This window comes from Nostoc sp. (assembly GCF_036917415.1).
Lineage (GTDB): Bacteria > Cyanobacteriota > Cyanobacteriia > Cyanobacteriales > Nostocaceae > Nostoc.
The window spans coordinates 18,360-38,624 of the sequence record NZ_JBALDJ010000085.1 but is presented as its reverse complement, the minus strand read 5'-3'; the positions used below and the strand labels follow the sequence as shown (position 1 = coordinate 38,624).

Genomic DNA, 20,265 nt, shown 5'->3' with positions numbered 1-20,265 from the left:
ATTACCAAGATGTGTGTAGACCGTAACCTTACTAAGGAGAAAGAAGCCGGAGGCAGGGTGAGGTTTTATATTTAATTTGACCCACTTACTTATTTGCGAATTAAATCCGTTCTGTCTGTTGAGACAGTTACTCGGAACAGTTTCACTCTTTTTGCACCTGGAAACTTTTTTATTTTAATTATTTTACCTAATTTTAACTCTTTCTCATCCCCAGATAACAATTCAATTATTTTATAATCTTCTTTGTCTCCTGTATCATCAACAAGTCGATTACGTTTTCGAGGACAATAATAATATTTGCTTAACCCATCAATATATAACATTAATTTATTTGTCGTATACCAACTATCCATTAAGATAGCTTTAAAAGGCAAATTATTGTGATATACAAGGTTTTGCATCATCTCTGTCATATGCTCTATTTTTGTTTTACCATCACTATCTGGGTGATAAATACGATAATCAACTACCCAAAATTTTCCGATTTCATGATTGATATATATACAATTTATTAATCCAATACCTGGGATTACACCATGCTCATTACCACTATATTGTCGTTTACTTGTCTCTATTTCTCTGGCATATCGTTTATCAATTACTGTGTGAGCCATCTATTACTTCAGAGTTGAGCAAAAATGCTTAATCTACGATTAAGCATTTTTTTGCAATGGGTAGAGTCTTTTGTCCAACAAGTGCAGACTCTTAGCTAGTCGAAGTTGCTTTCGTTACAAATCTTCATCAAAATTTTATTCCGATATATCGGAATATATCGCGATATATCGTATATTAGAGAAAGTTGATTTGAGATTCACTTATGTTTAGACATTTTCGGTCACGTTTTGGCGCACCTGCATGGGCAGGAGTTAGCGAAGAGGATTCATTGCTTGTCAGGTCTTGGTTTCATCATGACAAGCATCATGGTAGACATCATGACAAACACTTTGGCAATGAAATGTTTGGTCGTGGTTGGGGAGATGAATATCGGACTCGTCGGGGTGACATCAAGTTCATTCTGCTGGAATTGTTATCCGAGCATCCTAGTCATGGTTACGACCTGATTAAAGAGATGGAAACTCGCTATGGTGGTTTCCGTCGCCTCAGTCCTGGCTCAGTGTATCCAACACTCCAGTTGTTGGAAGAAGGTGGTTATCTCAAGAGCGCGCAGGAAGGAGGCAAGCGAATTTATACGATTACGGATGAGGGTAAACAATTATTGGCAGAACGTGCCCAACAAGAACCTTCAGACACTCCTTGGGATACCTTCAAAAGTTTTGTTACAGGTAAGCCCCAAGAGTTTATTGAGTTGCGGAATGCCGCTACAGAGTTAGCTGCTGCGGTGGTGCAGGTTGCTCGTAGTGGGAATATGGAGCGAATAAATCGGGTGCGTGAGCTTTTAGAGCAAGTTAAACGGGAAATTTACGCGATTCTGGCTGAAAAATAAGTATAGGCTCGTAGTAAAGACTTTAGTCTTTATTTTCTAAACACTAAACTGCTTACCCAACGGGAAAGTTAGTCGCTCATGGGGGAAACCCTTTACGAAGCGTCTCGTAGAGCAGAACGCGCTAACTCACTACAAACCCTCTAAGTACTTTGCAGGGGGCAGGGGGCAGGGGGCAGGGGGCAGGGGGCAGGGGGCAGGGGGCAGGGGGCAGGGAGCAGGGGGCAGGGGGCAGGGGGCAGGGGGCAGGGGGCAGGGGGCAGGGAGCAGGGGGCAGGGGGCAGGGGGCAGGGGGCAGGGGGCAGGGGAGAAGTAGCAGTAAGTCTTTCCCCTCTGTCCCTTTGCCCCTTTGCCCCTTTGCCCCTTTGCATCTCTGCCCAATGTCCTCAAAAATTAGAAGCGATCGCACTTGAATCTTGCTCTATAAGTGAGTTTAGGAATGTCCACAATTGCAAATCAGTAAAGTCTGGAATTGCCATAAATGCACCGACTGACTGCAAAATTTGCGGATCGTGGGTAGAGGCGATGCCAATGGTGCGGATATCTGCGCCCACTGCTGAACGAATACCAGAGGGAGAGTCTTCTAAAGCGATCGCTTCTTCTGCAGTAATCCCCAATTTATTCAGGGCAACTTGGTAGGGCACAGGGTCGGGTTTACCTGCAATACAATCATCTGCTAAAACAATTGTATGGAAAGCTTCTTTTATCCCCAAAACTTCTAGCATAAATTCTGCATTTAATCTAGGGGCATTAGTTACTAATGCACGTTTTAATTGATGTGCATCTGTCCATGCTAGTAGTTCAGAAAATCCACTTAGCGGTTTGAGATGTGGGGCGAGTTTGCGGAAAAGCGTCTCTTTTTCGTCTGCAAATCTTTGCCCTTCTACTGCTGATAATTGTGGCAGAATGTCTTTAACAATTTCTGGATTTAGCCTTCCACTAATTCGGGATTTATAAAATGTTTCGTCTATTTCTATGCTGTAATTTAACAGCATTTTCTGCCAAGCTTGGTAGTGTATAGGGTCAGTGTTGACAATAGTCCCGTCTAGGTCAAAGAGAATTGCAGCCAGCATAATTTTTGGGTACAATGTAAATAATTGTTAACTTAATTTAAATAGTTTACATTGTTTTTTTGTCCTTGGTGATTGTTCCTTCATTAATACAGGGCAAAAAGTCGCGAATTATTCTGCTAAATCCGAAAATCTATACTGGATAGGGCATATAAGGGCAGACAGGTAAAGCCTCAGGGGAAACTGCCGTATAATTGATAACCTTCTTCGTAAGCAAATGGTAGCCGCCACAAACTTTTTTCGCGTTGATGATTTATTAGTGCAGATTTACAACTCTGAAGTCGAAATGGCCGAGGATGTTGCCGAAATCGTGCAAAAGTATTTACAGCAAGTTCTCAAGCAGCAGGATACAGCTGCTGTGTTGTTAGCCACAGGTAACTCCCAACTCAAATTTCTTGATGCTTTGATTGCATTGGGTGGTGTAGATTGGTCACGGATTATTCTGTTCCATCTAGATGAATATTTGGGAATTACTGCTGACCATTCTGCTAGTTTTCGGCGTTATATGCGAGAACGTGTAGAGAAGCGAGTTAATCCTAAAAAATTTCACTATCTAGAAGGTGATACATTACAACCAGTAACAGAGTGCGATCGCTACACTAAATTATTGCAAGTACAACCGATTGACTTATGCTGTCTTGGTGTTGGCGAAAATGGACATTTAGCTTTTAACGATCCAGCTGTAGCAAATTTTCAAGATCCTTACAGTGTTAAACTGGTCAAACTGGATACTGTGAACCGTCAGCAACAAGTAAGTACAGGTCACTTTCCGAGTTTAGAAACCGTGCCACAGTATGCTTTTACTGTCACCATTCCAACAATTTGTTCAGCTAAAAAAATTATCTGTCTTGCTCCAGAAAAACGTAAAGCGAATGTAGTAAAAGAGATGCTGGAAAGTTCTGTCGGTAAAAACTGTCCGGCTTCTATTCTCCGTCAACAACCCCAAGCAACGTTATTTTTAGATGTTAATTCTGCTAGCTTATTAAAATCAACTTAAACTTATCCACATCCTCAATCTTTCAAGCTAATTATTTTAGCGATCGCTGGAATTGCATTAGTAGTTTCAGTATACAATAAACCTATAACTATTAAGCGATATTCTGTATCCAAATTCGCAAATTTTGATCCACTTTGTTTTACAAATTTGATATTTATAGAAGTCATAGACATCTCAAAGTAATAAAATAAAAGTTTCTAAATACGCCAGTCATCAAAATTTAGCTTTATATTAAGCGACTGGCGAATCTAGCAAGCTTTAAGAGAAGGGTATAAATAACTTAATAGATACCCTTAAGCATCCTCAAAAGTTCAAGAGTACTAAATTTCAGCACCTGATTTCGCTTCAGCACCCATTGGCGAAACATAATCACGGAAAAGAGTAATTTGCTGTTCAAACTCTAATCCTTGAATTTTACCAAATAATAGTTTAGCTTCGGAAGGAAGTTGATAATCATTAGGTACAGGAATTATAGTACCATCATCCATCCCTTGAGATAATCGATACCAAAATAGGAGTTTTGTAGTATCACCCAAAGAGCCATACTCACGAGAAATTTGGCTATCCGCTTTATTAATCAAATCACGCTGAACTTGTAATTGTTGTTCGTGAGATAATTCCTTAACTTGATTAAATAAACCTTCAGCTATTTCTGGAGAAACAGTACTGGCTCCAGGAGCAGCTGGAGTAATTGAACTCCCCATTTCTTTATAGATAAACCAAAACAAAGCAAGTTGTTGATCTACATTTAAATTTTGCCAAGCTTGAACGTGTTCGCGAATAGTTGGATCGTTGGTTTGGGTAGATGTCATAATTAACTCCAAATCGCAATTATTTATTCTTAAAAATGTTATCAAATGTACATTTGGAGTTTTACCCTACTGAAGACAGATGTCTTAAAATCATAAAGAAGATCGTTCAAAGCCAAAATAATGCTTGACAAGTGCCAAATGAAAGAGTTAGCAATTATAAATCTGTTGCCAAATTAAAAGGTATTTCCTTGGATAGATGTTAGCTTGATTATAATAGTAGGTAAAAAAGCACTACTTATTAATCTTTGAAAGGGCTAAATTTATGACTTACGCATTGACAGAAGCAACCAACTGTGGATTAAATCTTGTTGGAAGGCTCTGCATTGCAATCCTCTTGTAGGTGGGTTACTGCTTCTAGTCAAACCAACAGGTCGCAGCCTCTAATAAGCCAAAGCAACGGTAAACAAAGTATAGTTTTGAGTCTTTGGGGTTCTTGGAGTTTAATAGTAATCAAACGGACGTGAAATTATAACACGCAGTAGGGGTATACAGCTAGCTGTACGCCCCTACTAAAAACCTATATTTGATGCAACTGACGAAATGCTACAATTTATCATCAGTAAGGATGAACGCTTTACCTAAATATTAGAAGAGTTCGTTGGTTAGATACCAGCCTTCCTAATATTACTCATTTATTGGCGAAAAGTTATTAGTACTTACTGCCAAGTAAAGATTGGAATGCATTTAACGTCGAACTTAGTTAAGTATTTTTTTGCCTGTTTGGGCTGCACTGTCCCCTACATCATTAGCAGTTTTCTGAGCACCTTCTACGTAGCCAGATCCAAATTGTTTAAAGGCTTCTGCTGACTCTTCTCCAATCTTTTTAAGTCGTTCACCAGGAGAACCTTTGGTTTCACGAGCTTCTTTATTCCACTCCCCGATTGTTCTCGGTCTTTGAGAATCATTTTGCTGTATCTGTTCGCTAACTCTTTCTTTTAAGCCTGTGTTATTTTGCCCAGGAGCAACATTCGTCGTCAGCACTAGAAAACCAACTATGACAACAGCCAAAAAACCTTTTATTTGAAGTCCTTTAAGGAGAGAACCGATTTGACTAATAGTCCTAGAAATCAAATTTATCATGCCGAATTAGTTTGTTTTTTGGAGTACAAATAAAGATTACCTATAAAAAAATAATTATCCTTCTAACAAAAGGCATATCTCAGTTATGAAATATCTTAGATGAGACTATACCAATCATCCGCAAGCAAATCAACTAAATCAAACCATTCATAGAGGTGAAAAAGAATCTAGAAACTTAGCAATGCTAGCTCTCTACAAGGGTTCTGGATAACGCATATTTAATTTTGCCAGATGTGTATTAACTGCAATATTTAGTTAACCACGATATTTTTCATAGATTGCTTGATTTTGACATCACCCAAGCGGTAGAAATTAGTCTACTCACTTTTGCTTGTACACAGAATAACTGCAAATCACTCAAAATTGGTTTGTAGTTGCCTAGAGCAAAAGGTCAATAATTAGGCAAAAAAGCTGATTTTGCGTGGGAATAACGCTTTGAAGACCATTGAGAACAATTGACTATGTGAGAAAACGGTTGAGATTAGCATAAATTTCCAAAATTCATCCGAAAAAAAGTATTTAAATGCTCAATAATAGCTTTTTTATCAGTATTACTCTTTGTTTATAAATCATGCTTGAGATTCCTTTGGCTGCTAAATGTAGCACTAAATACATTTTTAATACAACATTTGGTTTTTAATACAGGTAGAAGTAAAAAAAAACATATATCTTTGGTTGTAAAAACTATCAACCTTAAAAGATAGATGCTTATGGATAATTCCTAAATAGTTACTAATAACAATCAACAGTTACACGACTTTTAGGCTAGTACAGTCTGGCGGAAGTTTGCCTACCTTTAACAAGTTGCTTGAACAATTTGTCTAGTTAATTAAGATGGTAGCTGGATTTATGCTGTGCTGTACTAGAGGCATTGTTTATCTGACTGAGTGAATTTATATTGTAATCCCTAGATATTTGAAGGGCTTACAGACGAAAAACTACTCGACATTTTTCTTTAACACGAGAACTGCTTCAGGTGGAAAGCCAAAGGATGAAATACTGGATAACGAAATTAGCAATCTGTATAGTATTACTGTATAGCTTGTTGCTATCAAATGATTATGCAGGAGCAAACCAACTTTCAAATACTTCTAATATTGATATACAGCAATTAAATCCACTGCCAGTAGTTGAAAACGTAGCAAGTGCTGACAAGAATCTTGCTGAGATTAAAAAGGAAGATTTTTGCCGATTTAATGGGATTATTAATCGGATTGATAAACTAGAAGGACTCTTCACACTTTATTGCAGTGAAGATTCGGGAAAAGTTTACTTAGAACTTAAACCAGAGCAGTTAAATAAAGACTACCTAGCTATAGTGACATTGGAATCAGGCATTGGGGAAAGTGGGATTTATAGTGGATTACCTCTTTCTGATTTTATCTTTTACTTCCGAAGAATAAATAATAGATTGCATTTTGTTGTGCGTAATGTAAAATTCCGTACAGACAGTATACCAGAACAGCGATCGCTTGCTCGTTCATTTAGCGATTCAGTTCTTTATTCACTCGAAATAGCCACTATCAATCCCAAAAATCAAAATATTCTAATTAATCTGAATGAACTGCTAATGCAGGATTTTCCTGGATTAACTCCTCTATTAAGATACTCTTTGCAAGCCGATTACCGCTTGGATGGACGCAAGTCATATTTTGGTGATGTTAACAGCTTCCCAGAAAACGTAGAGATTGATTCGATTTACGGTTTTTCATCACTAGAAGGATCAAATTTAATCACCGTACCTGATAGCAGGGCACTCTCTCTAAAAGTACACTACAGTTTTTCTCAACTTAGAGAAAACAATGGTTATATTCCCAGACTTGCTGATGACAGAGTTGGATATTTTACAACTGCTTTCCAAGATTTCTCTAACAAGAATGCTCACGAATCATTTGTACATTATATTAATCGCTGGCATCTAGAACCATCCAATCCTGACGCCCCCTTATCTCCACCCAAAAAACCAATTGTGTATTGGATTGAAAATGCTGTACCACTAAAATACCGCGATGCAATTCGTGAAGGCGTTTTGATGTGGAACAAAGCATTTGAAAAAGCCGGATTTCAAAATGCTATTGAAGTACAGCAAATGCCAGATGATGCTGATTGGAAACCAGCAGATGTACATTACAACACTATTCGCTGGTTCAATTCTTTAGATGCAGGTTTTGCCAAAGGCCCGATGCGCATCAACCCATTCACCGGGGAAATATTGGATGCAGATATTATTGTGGATGCCAATATGGTGCGTTTAGTTCAGCAAGAATATCATACATTAATGGAGGCAAATTCATGTCCAAAAAAGATGAATGGACATGACGCAGGGAAATACCTGGATAGATTCTTTGCATCATCTGACTCTGCTCTGTTTTTCTCTTCTGAGTCCTGCTATGGTATGGAGTCTTCAAATCAAGCAGCTATGGGGGCACTGGCGTTGTCAATGTTGCCAAACACTACACCTAGTAGTGAAACGATGAAGGAGTATGTGCATCAATATTTGCGTTCTCTCATCGCTCACGAAGTCGGGCACACTCTGGGTTTGCGCCACAACTTTTATGGCAGCACCATGTTAGCGCCACAAGAATTAAATAATACTGAAATTACTCATACCAAAGGTTTAGTAGGTTCGGTGATGGACTATGTACCTGTGAATATAGCACCACAGGGAGTACAGCAAGGTGATTATTTCCCCAAAGTTATTGGGCCTTATGACGAATGGGCAATTGAGTATGGTTATAAAAAATTTCCATCAACAGCACTTGAGGTAACGATTCCAGAATCAGAAAAAAGTTTTTTAGACCAGATTGCACTGGCATCGCCTCAACCAGAATTATCTTACGCAACTGATGAAGATATCTGGGATATCAATCCTTTGGCAAATGTCTGGGATATGAGTAGTGATGTGCTACTTTATTCACAGTGGCAAATGGATAATGCTCGTTTTATGTGGCAGCGTCTCGATCGGGGTTATCTATCGAAAAGAGAAAGCTATAGTAATCTACGCCTTAAATTTAATAGAGTACTTAAATATTATTTTCGGAACGCCACTTTGCTTTCTAAATACATTGGTGGACAATCGTTTCGGCGTCTCCATACTAGTGATGATGCTTGGGCATTTGTACCAGTTTCACTTTTAAAACAACGTCAAGCGTTGACAAAATTACAAGAGTATGTATTTGCTGAAGATGCTTTCAGCTTTTCACCACAATTGCTCAATCAACTAGCACCGTCACGTTGGGAACACTGGGGTAGTTCTGCACCTAATAACCGCCTTGATTATCCAATTCACGATCGCATTTTGAGTTTTCAAAGTGCGATATTGCGATCGCTATTAGACAGCGATCGCCTGAATCGGTTACAAGATATAGAATTAAAAACTCTGCCTGGAGAAGCGCTTTCCATACCAGAATTGTTTGACACCCTGCAAACAGGCATCTGGACAGAAATTTTTGCCCCAGGAGAACCAAAGCCAATTTCTAGCATCCGCCGTTCATTGCAACGGGAACATCTGAATATTTTGTTACAGATGATGTTGGGTACTGCTAATACACCTGAAGATGGTCGGACATTGGCTTGGTATGCATTGCGCCAACTGCAAAAAGCCATTGATGTCAGACTCAAACAACTTGGTGAAAGTCTTGATATTTACACCTTAGCTCACTTAGAATCTTCTGGCGATCGCATTACTAAAGCATTAAACGCGCAGTTACTCTCTAGGTAGCCACGATACTCCTAAATGTACATAGCAAAGTAGTCCTCATAAATTTCAGTATTAGTTGAGAGCGTTTTTTCTACTTTTTCACGATCTACATCAATCGCCAAACTCGTACCATTGCTCAGACTCCCTTCGGGCATGAAATCGCCACAGTATTCATTGGCGGGTACGGCTTCGTTCATCTTTTTGGGATAGCTCAAACCCAGATGGCTCATGATTGCGATAAATTGATCGCGGCTGCGATTGGCAAATCGGGGATTGAGGCGTTTTTCTTCACCAATAGTAGAAACAATGCGCCCTTTATAGTCATGGGCAGGATAAACCAGGGTGTCCTCTGGGAGAGTAAATAACTGTTGCGTCACTGTCTCGTACAGAGTACCCGCATCGCCCGATTGAAAGTCTGTGCGTCCACAGCCGCGAATCAATAAAGCATCCCCCGTTAACAGATGGGTATTGTTGACTAAATAAGCCAGATGGCCGTCGGTGTGCCCTGGTGTAGCGATCGCCTCAATCCGCACCGCCCCCACGATTAGGGTTTCGCGATCGGCAAGGGAGTAATCCGCAGACCTAGCAGTGGCATTTTGGGGCACCATCACCTGACAACCGGTTTGCTGTCTCAGTTTGCCTGCACCAGTGATATGGTCAGCATGGATGTGAGTTTCCAAACAGTAGCAAAGACTCAACCCCAAATCATCCAGCACTTGTAAATCCCGGTCAACCTGCTCCAATACTGTATCTACCAGCACCGCATCTTTAGTCTGACTGTCGGCAATCAGATAGGTGTAGGTGCTGGATTCCGGGTCAAAGAATTGGCGAAATAATAGCGTTGACTGGGGGATGGCGGGTCGGTCGCTATAGTCTTGTTCAGTGGTGCGAGAAATGGGCGAAACGGGACGCACCCGCACCGGTAGCGACTGCAACACAGTTGCCGCCAATGCCTGAGCCTGCTCGCGCAGTTCTGGGACAGCGATCGTTTCCCACAAATTGCCTTTGCGGGGAGTGCCCAAGGTATAGAGTAGGCTTGAAGGTTTGCCCTGAGCATCTAATACAGCACCATCAGGGGTAGTATCCAAACCCAAGCCAATATCGTTGGGGCGGATCAATCCCTGGGTGCGTAAATTGGCAATTAGGGATTGGGGCGATCGCTGATAATTTGCCTGTACCCCGGTGCAATTCACCACGCGGCTGACTTGCAAGACCTGATTCCTTTGCGTTTGGCGCTGGCGAACGGTCACTGCCACCGCGTCAGATGCTGCTTCATAGCCCTGAATGCGCCCTGCGGTAATAGTTAGTTGCCCAGAATCCAGCATTGCCTGGACAACCTTCCCAATTTCAGGGGCAATTCGATGGCGATGTACATCCCAATAGGGGGTGACATGGCGCAAAAGCCGTTTTTGCTCCACGAGGGGCAGTCGTTGCCAGAGTTGCTGGCTGATCGGACGCAGGGAATCAATCACCGATCGCCAGTTGTAGCCCTGCACTGCTGCCGTTTGCACCTCACTGCGAATGCGCCGCAGCAAGCCGCGAACTGTTTTAGGCGCGGTGTCTGGGGTCAAAAAGGCGGGGTAGGGTTTAGTCGATTGATGCGGTAGCGGAGACAATCCCCGGCGAGACACGGCATAAATTTTGCCCCGATGGTTGCCAGCGTGAAGTGACACTACCATATCCACCATCGTCAGTCCAGTGCCAATCAGCAATACAGGCGCATCAGGCTTCAGTTCTGCCAACGCCTCGGCTGACCAGGCATGACGTAGGTAGGGGGTGTCATTGTCCTCAGAGGGTTGCGATCCAGGAGGGGCGGAAGGTGCGTTTCCCAGTGCCAGTACAATTTTGTCTGCCACGAAAGTACGGCTGCTACTCAAGGAGACGATCGCGCCTTTGGCTTGTGGCTCTACTGCCACCACCTCATCGATGACGCGCTCTAGCCGGACGTTACTCGATGCCGTGGCTTCAGCTTCCTCCAAAATCGACTGGATATAAAGCCCGAATATCTGACGGGGAATAAAGCTGCTGGCATTCAAGTCACTGGGCAGAAATGTCCCTAACTCACTGCGGTTATAGTTTAACCAGCGCAGCAGATGACCGGGATCGTCGGGAAAGGCACTCATCTTGCCTGCGGATACATTCAGCAAATGGCTGATGGTGTCGGTGCTGTAGGCAACTCCCTTGCCAATGTCATGACTGCGCTCAATCAGCTTGATCAACAGGGGACGGTTGGCAGTTTTTAACAGGTGAGCCGCTACTAAAGAACCACTAAAGCCAGCACCAACGAGCGCGATCGTCGTGCTTGAAGGATGTGCTATCAAGACATTAGAATCCATCACGGTGCTAAATAGAGTGTATGGTGACTACTTTCGCAATTAATTTAACTACTACATACTGATCGGTTTTTTGGTGTATGATTCCAGTCGTTGTCTATTGTAACTAGATTATTTAGGTTGACTAGAAAAATCTTTCCTAATTCTTAAAGATGCTGCTGCAATAGACCAATAAAAACTTCTGGCATTTCCAAATGAGGTAATATTCCGGTATCTGCGATCGCATAAAAATCTCGAATTGCCCTTGGATTTAGATTTGCCAAGCGTTGTCCTAATTTAATGTTGGTAAATTGTGCTTTTTCTCCCCAAAAAATGACGGTGGGAACTGTTAGTTGTTGGATATATAAACTCAGATCGAAGTAAAGATCGCCCCGCAAAAATGCCAAAGCAGCAAACTTGGCATTAGGTTGTTGTGCCGAGGTTAAATAAGCCTCTACCATCTCTTGGGATACTCGTTGTGACTTAGCAAAGAGAAAACTTTGTAAAAAATTTCGGACTGCAATTTCATTTTCAGCACCAAGCAGATAAATAAAATTGTCCAACAGAGGCGCATTAATTACCGAAAGCGGAAGTCTACGTCCAGCACCCTGCCCAAAATCATCAAATCCAGAAGGGGAAACCAAAAACAGTGCTTTGAATAAATTGGGTTGAACAATAGCTAGGCGAATAGCAAAAGCGGCTGTGAGAGATGAGGCTACCACTGTTACCGGCTGGCGACAAGTTTGGATGATAAACTCTGCGATCGTACTGAGATAATCCCTAATTTTATAATCCCGGACTGGATGGGCTGATTCTCCCCAGCCGATAAGATCGGGGGCTAAAATGTGGTAATTAGAAGCAAAAGCTGGGTAAACTTTAGACCATTCATAAGCAGACGCTCCCCCACCAAAGTTATGGAGAAATAGTAATGGGGGTAAATCTTCAGTGTCAGCAATCGCCCAAGGTGCATTTGTTTGGGTATAGTAAACCATTGCCCCCAAGAATGTATGGATGACTTTATGTCCAAAGCCAGGAGGTTGAAACTGAAGCATAAAATTAAAAAGTTTAGTTTATTTGAATTTGCATACAGTCAAACTAATTCAGGAATCAAAATACATTTGTCTGAATATTTCAAGAATCAGGAGAACATTTGATGAATCAATATACAGCAGAAGTCAGAATTCAAAAGTAAAACAGGTTTTATACCTGGCTTTTAAATTTAGCTTGTGCACCTCACTAACTTGAAATTCGCTGTATCAATTACACTGGATTATTTCTAAATTCTAACTTTTGGCTCCTGGGTGCTGAATTATTACAGTTCATAATTCATAATTCATAATCTACCCTTGTTTTTTATCGGCATCTCCTGTGATTTGAACAAGTTGATGGAGGTTATCACCACTGATTTGATATGCTCCCCCAAAACCAACTACAAAACGACCTTCACTGGGAGTTAGCCGGAAAATCCGAAAGTCAGATAAGCCACGCAAAACCTCAATGATTTCACCAAACCGCCCTTGAAATTGCTCAACAATTTGATTCCAATTGTCAGTTTCACGCTCTATCAAAGTTGCCGTACAATCAAAACTCAAACGACGACGGGCAAAAATTAGATTACTTTTAGCTTCATCCTCGATAAATAAGACACTAACATGAGGATTGGCATAAAGATTTTTGGTATGAATCGAAAGACCACTGACGTAAATGTAAATATTTTTGGAATCATCCATTACAAAGGGAGCATAACTAGCATTGGGTATTGCTTGTGCGCTCACAGTGCTAATAATTACACTCTCAAATGCTTCAGGAAACTTTTCATACTCAGCTTGAATGTTTTCAAGTTGACTCATAAGTAGATTACCGCTTGATTAGGAACACCTAATAAAGTATCTTAACGTGATTGAGCGATGTCTAGGATGGGCTACAGCTACGCATGGAATGCCCAAAAAATAAAAGCGATCGCTCCCTTTAACTCAAGAGCGATCGCTAATTTTTAGATTACAGAATACAACTTAAGCAGCAACAGGTTCCAACAATTTAATGTCAGAGAAAATAAATTCCTGAGTAGAAAATTGTCCTGCTGTCTCGGTGCGAATCTCCCGACGATTTAGGATGAAATAGTCACCAACTTTTTCATACTCATCAATAAATTCGCTTCTACCGCCCTTTTGTTCCCCAGTTTTGGGGTCATGGTACACAGAGTCATAGGTACGGGATAGATAACCTTCCCCGGTGTCGTGACTGCTGAAGGTGTCAATGGTAACAAAAGTACCGTGGATTAGACGGTGAACATGGCAGACTTCATTATTGCGGACTTTGTATTTATCGCCTTCAGCCTTACCACCCATTAAAAGCTCAACCGCACCAGTTTCGTCAGTTTTACCATAGCTAAACGTATTGGCGCTGTGGGTGTCTTCAAAGCTGCGGCGGATGCGGTGAATTGCTATCTCCCAAGCTTGACCATGAATTGCTTTCTGGGCTGACTCGTCATCTACATCCAAAACTTCGGCTTTGAGATTGGCACTGATGATAACTTTGCCTGTAAACACTTTATCATCATGCTTAAAGGTAATATTTGCGGTATAACCAGGGAAATTCTTGTCCCAAGTATAGCGGTTTTCATAAGCAGCCCGGAAAAGTTCCTGAGCAGAGAGTTGTGTAACTGTCATGTGCTTCTCCTAGTCGCTACTGTAATTAGCGTTTTAGTTTCCTTGGTATTAGCATAGAAGTAATTGTTGAGGCTTGGATAGTCCCCAACTGGGTACACTTATGGCTAATTCTCTACACGCTGTATTTCATGCGATCGCTAATGTCCAGAATGAGCAAGAGTTAAGACTTGCTCTCACGGATCAAATTAGCGAGCATTTTGGCGTGCAAAATTGGGGTATTTATCTCCTAGATGAGCAGCCAACCACTGAGATTAATGTTCCAGGCATTCCGGCAGTATGCTTAGAGAGCAATCCAGTGGGGCGCTACGTGGTTGAGCGTCATGCTCCCGCCCACGAACAGTTATTATTATCGCCAGGAGACTGGAAGCATTTTTGTTCGCGTTCCGACCACGAACACGTGATGACTGGGCCAATTGTTTGCGATGGTCGTCTTGTAGGAACCCTTAACTTGGCACGTGACAAGGGAAATCCTGCCTTTAATGGCAATGATTTAGCTGACTTGAGCGCTTTATGCATTCATTTGTCAGCAAAAATGGCAACCCTACGGACAAAACCCAAAATATCCAATTCCCTTTTAGTAAGTCCTCTAACAGCGCGTGAGTTAGAAATTGCCGAGTTAGTGGCACAGGGGTTAACGAATGCGGAAATTGGAGAAAAACTTTGGATTACGCAAAATTCCGTCAAACAAGCTTTGAAGAGGATGTTTCGGAAGTTGAAGGTTTCGGCGCGTGCAGAAATGGTGGCAAAGCTACAAGATATACAAGTTTCTTGAAGTAGGCAGGGGGCAGGGGGCAGGGGGCAGGGGGCAGGGGGCAGGGGGCAGGGGGCAGGGGGCAGGAGGCAGGTATTTTTGGGCTTTCTGCTTAGATTCGGGAATCTATAACTAATTAGCCGCACATAATATGAAAACTTTAATTCTGGGTATAAAATCCAGTTTTAAAAGAAGAATTGTATTCAATAGAGTGTAGCGAGATACAATTCTTCTTACTTCAATCTCACGCTTTTAAACGTGGGTTATTCCTGCCTTCTGCCTCCTGCCTCCTGCCCCCTGCCTCCTGCCTCCTGTTATAAAGACTCTAACTGATGCTAATCTAAGATTGTAGAAGCAAATTCAATAAAAACTTTTGTTTTTGACAGTTTTATTTTTTGGACAATAGTAATATAAGTCGTGAATAAAGTCTTTGACAATTAAGACTTGGTTATGATTTAAGTAAGTTCTAGAGAACTTAGTTAGTTTTTTAACAGGAGAAGTAGGGTGCTTAACAACCTTCATCAGTTATTATCTCCCCGGAAGTGGGGAATTCCCCTCGCGGGCTTAGGCTTACTTCTCGGTTTGGGCCTTATATCCAAGCAAACTCAAGTAACATCATTTACAGATTCTCGATTTTCATCGGCTCAGATTCACAAAACCTCCGAAAACTCTCTTTTGTCGCAGCTTAGAAAAGTTCGAGAGCAAAGAAGTCAACTTAATGCGGCTTCTGGAGGCGGAAACACAGCACCTATAATCACAGCAATGGTTCCAGGCGATGGGGGAACTACAAAAAGCGCAGGAGTTTTACCAAAAGCAAATTTTCCTGTAAAAGATGGGATTTACCTTTATGGTCAATCTCCAAAACCAAACCAGCTTGGTCAAGGTTATATCATATTTCAAAAGCAGCAGGACAAGGTAAAGGGTGCATTGTATATGCCCCAATCAGAGTTGAATTGTTTTCAGGGTACAATCAACCCATCAGGAGAATTGGCAATGACGGTTAATACTTCGTCAAATGAAGCCAATTCTGAGCAATCAAATCAGGTAGCTACGAGCAATAGACTGCCCCAGGTTAGTGATGATGAGTCAAATTCTTATGCTTACTCCCTGGCTCTGCAAGATTTTTATCGGTTAAATTCCATCGCTGCTAGCGATCGCCGCACGTTACAAATGTGCAAGTAATCTCCAATATCTTGATTATGTCCTTTTGGACTAGACACACTCAAGCAATTTTTTAGAATGAAATGGCCCTGAGTGTGTTATTAAGCAATCTTCAGTAGTTTTTTAAGGTTTTTTTGCCACCCGTTAAAATCGCTGACCTGTAGTAACTTCAAATCTAAGTTCTCCTCGATCGCTAATTCCGAAGTCACCTCGAATCAGCCCAAAGGATGACTTGACGCGCAATCCTAAGCCGTAGCCAAAGCCACTTCCAGGTTTATCTCGTAGCACTCCTGGTTCTCCTAGCACGGTTTCGCTAGACCCGAAATCTGAGGCGAAGTCAGTAAAAAGAACTCCTCCGATTGAGTAAAAAATTGGGAAACGATATTCCACAGAAGCTAAACCATAACTCCGACCACTGGCGACTTTCCCATAACCGTAACCCCTGACAGAATCTAGTCCACCAATATTAAAAGCATCAGCTGGTGGAAAGTCTCCAAGAGTCGTACCAATTTGTAAATTAATCGCCAACATTTCTGGATTGTCAGTTGGTCTACCATTACCTATCCAACTGACTGGTAAATACTGAATATAATCTCCCTGTAGGCGGTTGCTAGAAATATTGCCCAGTCCAATCGGAATTGCTTGTTCTGTGCTGAGAGTGAGGATTGATCCTTGAGTCGGATTTTCTCGGCGATCGCGTTGATCTCTGGATACAGCAAATAATACTGTAAATAAGTCATCAATGCCAGTACCGCTCACAGATAAAGGACTCCCTAATCTATCGACCTGTGCGACATTATATTCGCGATCGCGTAGGCTAATTCTGGTGTAATTCAAACTTATAGCTGCATCCCACTCATCAAAAGATCGTAAAACTCCCACAGAACCGCCAAATCTTCCCTCGCGTACTTTATCACCGCTAGACAATCTGATATCTTCGTTGAAAGTTCCCGATGTATTACGACTACGAAAAGCTCTGATGCTGTAGCCTAAGCGGTTTGGTTCTTCAGGACGATAACGACTAGTGAACTGACCATTAAATTGGACATCTTTACCGCTAATTTGCACAGTTGTATCTAATTTATCGTTAAGACCGCTGATATTTGCATCTCTATAACCCACCCGACCGTATAATCCAACATCGTCGTTACTACCGCCTCCTAAAATTAGAGAAGGGAAGTTACGCTCTTTGATTTCATAAATGAGATTAACGCTATTGGCATCTTCTTGTCGATAAACATTGACTTCATTAAATGACTCTAATCTTCTCAATCGTTGCAAGTCTGCTTTTAGTAAATCTTCACGGAATACCTGACCAGGTTTTAGTTTCAGCAGACCAACGATAAACTCTTTTTGAGTACGCCCTTTGATCGGCTGACCTTTGTCATCGAGCAATTGATCTTTGTTATTAACAAAACGAATCTGGATATCTTTGACAATTCTTTGGGAAAACTCCACAGACTGGGTATCTACTGGAGTTAATCCGATATAATCACCATATTTGGCATACCTTCCCTCTATCTCTAATGTCGGTTTTGTTGCCACAATACTACTAAGACCATCTTCAGTAGAAGATTGCGAGTTTGCAACGGCCTCTAGATTTTCTCCAGCTATTAAGATGACTGCGATCGCAACTACAGCTATTTGAATATACATAAATAAAGCTTTGTCATTACCCACATTTTGGCAACAGTTAAATATTTGATCAGTAATCAAGCGGACACGATATCAAAGCTTTCTTTCTTCAGTAACTAATGTCAAACTAACCCATTCACCTTTCTCGTTGTAGCTGCGAATCATCCGTCGGCGGAGGTTTGGCTGGATTAACCAACCCGCTTCCATAAAAAATGGTTGGCGTAACTGCACTTTGACAGGTGATGTTGCAGAAGCGCCATCTGGTAAAAATAATACTTGCACCTGCTTTTGGGGATCTTGGTCAAAGAGAACAATCGGGCTTTTGATGGTAGCAGTTGAGGTAATTGTACGGTCGCTAAAAGAGGTACTTTGAATTAATCGCCCAGCATCATCGAGTTGTAATTTGAAGGTTGTAGAGTAAGTATCAGGCGATCGCCAATCTGGATATATTGTTACTGCTTGTCCTTGCCATTCTCCCAACAAATCATTTATCTGCAAAGTTGGACGTTCTGCTGCTGGGGTTCCAGCGAGATGTTCTCGAATTAAGATTAATTCCTTTAGCTGACCGGTATTATCAAACAGTTGCACCAGACGCAAGCGGCGATTTTCATAAACTAAAGCGAGTTCTCCACCAAATTCGGAAAATGGCCCTAGCTGAATTAAACCTTCTGAAAATGAACCATTCTCAAAAAACAGCAGACCCCCTCCCACAGAATTAAATTCTCTGATTATATCTTGTCCCGAACGGCTCAGAGTGAGGCGCACTTTCTGGTTATTGTTCAAATGTTCTAGGGAAAGACGACTAGGAGTATCATTCAAAAGTGTTCCTTGGGGAGAAAAATTAGTAAATGAACCTTCCCAAACACCAAGATTCTGCAAAAAACATTCCCATTGTGATTTCATAGTGATTTTGTCATTTGTCATTGGTCATTTGTCATTGGTCATTTGTCATTGGTCATTTGTCATTGGTCATTTGTCATTGGTCATTTGTCATTGGTCATTTGATTAGCCTTGTTAAGTTGATATATAGGTTTAATTTCATATTCGTTCAAGCAAAACTTCAGTTATTCTTTTAAAATTTTGAAAATTTCGAGTTCAGAGGTCAAAGTTCCGGGTTTAGAGGTCAAAATTCCGAGTTCAGAGGTCGGAGTTCTGAGTTCAGAGGTCAAAATTCCGAGTTCAGAGGTCGAAGTTCCAAGTTCAGAGGTCGAAGTTCCAAGTTCAGAAGTCGAAGTTCCAAGTTCAGAAGTCGAAGTTCCAAGTTCAGAGGTCGAAGTTCCAAGTTCAGAGGTCGAAGTTCCAAATTCAGAGGTCGAAGTTCCAAGTTCAGAGGTCGAAGTTCCAAGTTCAGAGGACAAATGACCAATGACAAAGGACTAATGACAATGACTATCCTTTAACAAAACGTCGGACAGCAAATAAGCTCCCCATTAATCCTACACCTGCACCGAAACTCAAAAGAATCAGGGGCAATAATAAAATTTCTGCTGGAGTGAGTTGCACCCTGTTGGTGATGACTTGGATAAACTCAGGTTGATTGACTAGCAACTTACCGAGAAACTGTTGAATCACAGAAATGAAACTCCAAGCGATCGCACCACCAACCAAACCAAAGGCAATTCCTTGTAGAATAAACGGGAGGTAAATCCAAACAGAAGTCGCTCCCACTAGCTGCATAATTTCAATTTCCTGGCGACGCGCCATGACAATCAGCCTAATTGTGGTGGTAGTCACTGCGATCGCTGTTAAAGTCAGAATAATTGTAATTGTTAAAGTAATCCAGTTCAAACCTCGGTGCAACTGAGCAATGCGTTTGACTGCTTCATCAACATATTGCACCGTCTCAACTCCTGGCAATTTAGCTAACTGTGTTGCTAAGGTTGGCACAATTTGAGAATTACGTGCTTTCACCTTCATCTCATCAACCAGAGGATTCTCACCTAGCTGCTGGGTAGCACCCTCAATATCAGAAATTCTCATTTCCTTAACTAACTTAGTCCAAGCTTGTTCTTTGGTAATGGTTTGTATCCCCGCCACCTCTGGCATTTTTGCGATTAGTGGCTCAATATTTTCGATTTGAGTATCCGGTTCGAGATAAACTGATACTTCTAGCTGGCTACCAAACTGATAAAGGAGTTTTTCAACTTGCCAAGAGGTTTGCAAACTCAAGCCAAATAAAAACAGTAACACTGTTACAGTACTTACAGCTGCCCAATTCATCCAACCTCCCCGCAATAAACCGAGGAAAGTTTCTTTTAGCAGATAATCAAGTTTCGTAAAAGATTTAAACACACATCACCTCAAAATTTGAACTTAACGCCAAGGCACTAAGTTCAGCTTTTGCGTCTTTGCGTCAATAACACCACTATTTATAGTCAATGGTACAAAGTTTGCCAATACATCAGCTTTTATCCATTGCGACTTTCTTCCTCTGTCTTCCTGCTGTCTCGATCATTTCCCTAATCTTTATACCATTCGCCACAGATATACTCACTATTGCTTTTAACAGTTATTGATAATAATTGGCTAGCTGTTCTGCTTCCTAAGCAATTTTACTGTTCTTTAAACTTGACTTCCAAAAATTGGGAAAATAGTTTGGTAATTATACGATTTTTTTCTCTGAAGTTCGGAGTAATT

Annotated in this window: 16 protein-coding genes and 1 pseudogene; 6 read left to right on the top strand and 11 right to left on the bottom strand. The window is 41.3% G+C overall.

Translation table 11 applies throughout. The features are described 5' to 3' along the window. Positions 1-98: 98 nt before the first annotated feature. Positions 99-605 (bottom strand): annotated as a pseudogene (locus tag V7K41_RS18380) (IS701 family transposase); the annotation flags it as partial. 212 nt (positions 606-817) lie between these two features. Here V7K41_RS18380 and V7K41_RS18375 point away from each other — a divergent pair. After that, complete coding sequence (locus tag V7K41_RS18375; RefSeq protein ID WP_334850415.1) at positions 818-1,444, top strand: PadR family transcriptional regulator; 627 nt, start codon at positions 818-820, stop codon at positions 1,442-1,444. Between the two features lie 383 nt (positions 1,445-1,827). On the opposite strand, the gene V7K41_RS18370 is transcribed toward V7K41_RS18375, so the two are convergent. Continuing rightward, a complete protein-coding gene (locus V7K41_RS18370; protein WP_334850413.1) occupies positions 1,828-2,514 on the bottom strand; it encodes an HAD family hydrolase in 687 nt (228 codons plus the stop codon). Positions 2,515-2,728: 214 nt separating this feature from the next. On the opposite strand from V7K41_RS18370, the gene V7K41_RS18365 reads away from it, so the two are divergent. After that, positions 2,729-3,508, top strand: a complete 780-nt coding sequence (locus tag V7K41_RS18365) for a glucosamine-6-phosphate deaminase (protein ID WP_334850411.1) — start codon at positions 2,729-2,731, stop codon at positions 3,506-3,508. 320 nt (positions 3,509-3,828) lie between these two features. Here the strand turns inward: V7K41_RS18365 and V7K41_RS18360 are convergent, their stop codons facing one another. After that, complete coding sequence (locus tag V7K41_RS18360; protein WP_334850409.1) at positions 3,829-4,320, bottom strand: orange carotenoid protein N-terminal domain-containing protein; 492 nt, start codon at positions 4,318-4,320, stop codon at positions 3,829-3,831. A 696-nt stretch (positions 4,321-5,016) separates the two neighbouring features. Then, the gene (locus V7K41_RS18355) at positions 5,017-5,400 is read right to left on the bottom strand and encodes a hypothetical protein (RefSeq protein ID WP_334850408.1); all 384 of its coding nucleotides are present in this window, start codon (positions 5,398-5,400) and stop codon (positions 5,017-5,019) included. A gap of 991 nt (positions 5,401-6,391) precedes the next feature. Here V7K41_RS18355 and V7K41_RS18350 point away from each other — a divergent pair. Then, on the top strand, positions 6,392-9,121 hold the full coding sequence (locus V7K41_RS18350; RefSeq protein ID WP_334850406.1) for a zinc-dependent metalloprotease: 2,730 nt from the start codon (positions 6,392-6,394) through the stop codon (positions 9,119-9,121). Between the two features lie 11 nt (positions 9,122-9,132). On the opposite strand, the gene V7K41_RS18345 is transcribed toward V7K41_RS18350, so the two are convergent. The 4 genes from V7K41_RS18345 to V7K41_RS18330 all read right to left on the bottom strand — a co-directional run bounded on the left by V7K41_RS18345 (position 9,133) and on the right by V7K41_RS18330 (position 14,081). Next, the gene (locus V7K41_RS18345; RefSeq protein WP_334850404.1) at positions 9,133-11,436 is read right to left on the bottom strand and encodes an FAD/NAD(P)-binding protein; all 2,304 of its coding nucleotides are present in this window, start codon (positions 11,434-11,436) and stop codon (positions 9,133-9,135) included. A gap of 143 nt (positions 11,437-11,579) precedes the next feature. Beyond that, positions 11,580-12,464: an alpha/beta fold hydrolase gene (locus V7K41_RS18340; RefSeq protein ID WP_334850403.1), complete on the bottom strand. Its 885-nt coding sequence runs from the start codon at positions 12,462-12,464 to the stop codon at positions 11,580-11,582. A 288-nt stretch (positions 12,465-12,752) separates the two neighbouring features. Then, entirely contained in the window at positions 12,753-13,262 is a 510-nt protein-coding gene (locus tag V7K41_RS18335) for a HugZ family pyridoxamine 5'-phosphate oxidase (RefSeq protein ID WP_334850401.1), read from the bottom strand. 162 nt (positions 13,263-13,424) lie between these two features. Beyond that, complete coding sequence (locus tag V7K41_RS18330; RefSeq protein WP_334850399.1) at positions 13,425-14,081, bottom strand: DUF3386 domain-containing protein; 657 nt, start codon at positions 14,079-14,081, stop codon at positions 13,425-13,427. A 100-nt stretch (positions 14,082-14,181) separates the two neighbouring features. Between V7K41_RS18330 and V7K41_RS18325 the strand changes: the two genes are divergently transcribed. Both V7K41_RS18325 and V7K41_RS18320 read left to right on the top strand, forming a co-directional pair. Beyond that, positions 14,182-14,853 carry a LuxR C-terminal-related transcriptional regulator gene (locus tag V7K41_RS18325; protein ID WP_292775006.1) on the top strand — a complete coding sequence of 224 codons (672 nt, stop codon included), beginning with the start codon at positions 14,182-14,184 and terminating at the stop codon, positions 14,851-14,853. Between the two features lie 483 nt (positions 14,854-15,336). Beyond that, positions 15,337-16,014, top strand: coding sequence for a hypothetical protein (locus V7K41_RS18320; protein ID WP_334850397.1), 678 nt, complete (start codon positions 15,337-15,339; stop codon positions 16,012-16,014). Between the two features lie 123 nt (positions 16,015-16,137). On the opposite strand, the gene V7K41_RS18315 is transcribed toward V7K41_RS18320, so the two are convergent. Both V7K41_RS18315 and V7K41_RS18310 read right to left on the bottom strand, forming a co-directional pair. Further along, on the bottom strand, positions 16,138-17,649 hold the full coding sequence (locus V7K41_RS18315; RefSeq protein WP_334850396.1) for a BamA/TamA family outer membrane protein: 1,512 nt from the start codon (positions 17,647-17,649) through the stop codon (positions 16,138-16,140). Between the two features lie 72 nt (positions 17,650-17,721). After that, positions 17,722-18,531 (bottom strand): DUF3598 family protein, encoded by an 810-nt coding sequence (locus tag V7K41_RS18310; protein WP_334850436.1) that lies wholly within the window; start codon positions 18,529-18,531, stop codon positions 17,722-17,724. A gap of 177 nt (positions 18,532-18,708) precedes the next feature. Between V7K41_RS18310 and V7K41_RS18305 the strand changes: the two genes are divergently transcribed. Beyond that, positions 18,709-18,990, top strand: a complete 282-nt coding sequence (locus V7K41_RS18305; RefSeq protein ID WP_334850395.1) for a hypothetical protein — start codon at positions 18,709-18,711, stop codon at positions 18,988-18,990. Between the two features lie 27 nt (positions 18,991-19,017). Here the strand turns inward: V7K41_RS18305 and V7K41_RS18300 are convergent, their stop codons facing one another. Further along, on the bottom strand, positions 19,018-19,920 hold the full coding sequence (locus V7K41_RS18300) for a cell division protein FtsX (protein WP_334850393.1): 903 nt from the start codon (positions 19,918-19,920) through the stop codon (positions 19,018-19,020). Positions 19,921-20,265 lie beyond the last annotated feature (345 nt).

Coding starts and splice junctions, on each gene's coding strand:
- V7K41_RS18375 (WP_334850415.1), top strand. CDS start 818: ATGTTTAGACATTTTCGGTCACGTTTTGGCGCACCTGCATGGGCAGGA.
- V7K41_RS18370 (WP_334850413.1), bottom strand. CDS start 2,514: ATGCTGGCTGCAATTCTCTTTGACCTAGACGGGACTATTGTCAACACT.
- V7K41_RS18365 (WP_334850411.1), top strand. CDS start 2,729: ATGGTAGCCGCCACAAACTTTTTTCGCGTTGATGATTTATTAGTGCAG.
- V7K41_RS18360 (WP_334850409.1), bottom strand. CDS start 4,320: ATGACATCTACCCAAACCAACGATCCAACTATTCGCGAACACGTTCAA.
- V7K41_RS18355 (WP_334850408.1), bottom strand. CDS start 5,400: ATGATAAATTTGATTTCTAGGACTATTAGTCAAATCGGTTCTCTCCTT.
- V7K41_RS18350 (WP_334850406.1), top strand. CDS start 6,392: ATGAAATACTGGATAACGAAATTAGCAATCTGTATAGTATTACTGTAT.
- V7K41_RS18345 (WP_334850404.1), bottom strand. CDS start 11,436: ATGGATTCTAATGTCTTGATAGCACATCCTTCAAGCACGACGATCGCG.
- V7K41_RS18340 (WP_334850403.1), bottom strand. CDS start 12,464: ATGCTTCAGTTTCAACCTCCTGGCTTTGGACATAAAGTCATCCATACA.
- V7K41_RS18335 (WP_334850401.1), bottom strand. CDS start 13,262: ATGAGTCAACTTGAAAACATTCAAGCTGAGTATGAAAAGTTTCCTGAA.
- V7K41_RS18330 (WP_334850399.1), bottom strand. CDS start 14,081: ATGACAGTTACACAACTCTCTGCTCAGGAACTTTTCCGGGCTGCTTAT.
- V7K41_RS18325 (WP_292775006.1), top strand. CDS start 14,182: ATGGCTAATTCTCTACACGCTGTATTTCATGCGATCGCTAATGTCCAG.
- V7K41_RS18315 (WP_334850396.1), bottom strand. CDS start 17,649: ATGTATATTCAAATAGCTGTAGTTGCGATCGCAGTCATCTTAATAGCT.
- V7K41_RS18310 (WP_334850436.1), bottom strand. CDS start 18,531: ATGAAATCACAATGGGAATGTTTTTTGCAGAATCTTGGTGTTTGGGAA.